Here is a 1,302-nt window from a genome sequence, read left to right on the forward strand (position 1 = left end):
GGAATTGATCCCGGCCTCCAGCCGTGGCCCTGCGAGAGCGGGTGGCCGACCGCTATCGCCTTGAGGAAGACGCGTCGGTCGGTCAGGGTAAGGGCGGCGCAGACGCCGGGGGTGTGGCCGCCAGGTCGCTCCTCGATGTGGACGACGGGGCCGAACTCTCGTTCCACCGCTATGCGCAAGGGGGCGGGGATGATGCCGCCGGGGTGGTTCACCGGGTGATCTCCTCGATGACGTACGGGCCGGCCACGAGCGCGTCCAGGCCGCAGCGCAGGAAGGTCGCGACCGCATCGCCCGGGGTGCAGACGATCGGCTCGTCCGCGCCGTTGAACGAGGTGTTCAGCACGACCGGTAGACCCGAAAGCTGGTGATAGGCATCGATGACGTTCCACAGTAAGGGGTTTGTGTCCCGGTGCACTGTCTGGACGCGGGCGGAGCCGTCCACGTGGACCACGGCTGGAAGGCGGTGCCGCTGGTGCTGGTGCACCGTGCCGGTCGCCAGCATGTACGGGTAGACGAGTGCGCCAGCCGACGGCAGGGCGAAGAAGTCGTCGGCGTGCTCTGCCAGTACGGCCGGTGCGAACGGGCGAAACGCCTCCCGCTGTTTGATCATAGCGTTGATCCGGGAAGCGGTCGTGGCGTGCCGGGGAGAGGCGAGGATGCTGCGGGCTCCCAGCGCCCGCGGTCCGAACTTCATGTGGCCCTGGAACCAGCCGATCACCTTCTCCGCCCTCAGCAGCCGCGCGGCTTCCCGGTGCGGCTCGGCCGTGCGCTGCACCCGGTACCGGTCGGCAGGGACGTCGCGCAGGGCCGAGCGGATGGTCTTCTCGTCGTAGGAGGGGTCAAGGAAGGCGTGTCGAAGCGGGCGCCGGATCGGGCTGGCTGCGGTGACCAGCGCCGCGCCGATGGAGGTGCCGGCGTCGCCTGCTGCGGGCTGGATGAAGATCCGGTCGAACCGGCCCGAGTCGATCACCGTGGCGTTGGCGACGCAGTTGAGCGCGACGCCGCCAGCCAGGCAGAGCGATCGTCGCGGCACGAGGCGCTGGGCGAAGGCGAGGTAGGAACCGACCAGCTGCTCCAGGAGGTGCTGGAGGGCGCGGGCGATGTCGCGGTGTCGATCCGTGATCTCGTCCTCGGTACGCCGGGGCGGCCCGAGGAGTTCGACCAGAGCCGGGCTGAACAGGTTGCGCTGGGCGCTGGACCGACGATGGTGGTCCAAGTAGCGCAGCTACAGGTGCAGTCGCCCCGAGCGCGGATCCAGCCTGGCAACGCGCCGGAGCTCGTCGAGGAACCGCGCGCCTCCGA

Annotated in this window: 2 protein-coding genes; both read right to left on the minus strand. The window is 69.8% G+C overall.

Annotation, left to right across the window (positions count from 1 at the left end; genetic code table 11):
• Nucleotides 1-212, minus strand: a 212-nt coding sequence (locus tag AB0O00_RS38530) for a hypothetical protein (RefSeq protein ID WP_363659338.1), incomplete at its 3' end; no start/stop codon positions are given.
• Nucleotides 209-1,216: a carbamoyltransferase C-terminal domain-containing protein gene (locus AB0O00_RS38535; RefSeq protein ID WP_363659339.1), complete on the minus strand. Its 1,008-nt coding sequence runs from the start codon at nt 1,214-1,216 to the stop codon at nt 209-211. The genes AB0O00_RS38530 and AB0O00_RS38535, both read right to left, overlap by 4 nt.
• Nucleotides 1,217-1,302 lie beyond the last annotated feature (86 nt).

The sequence above is a fragment of the Kitasatospora sp. NPDC093558 genome (assembly GCF_040683475.1).
Taxonomy (GTDB): Bacteria; Actinomycetota; Actinomycetes; order Streptomycetales; family Streptomycetaceae; genus Kitasatospora.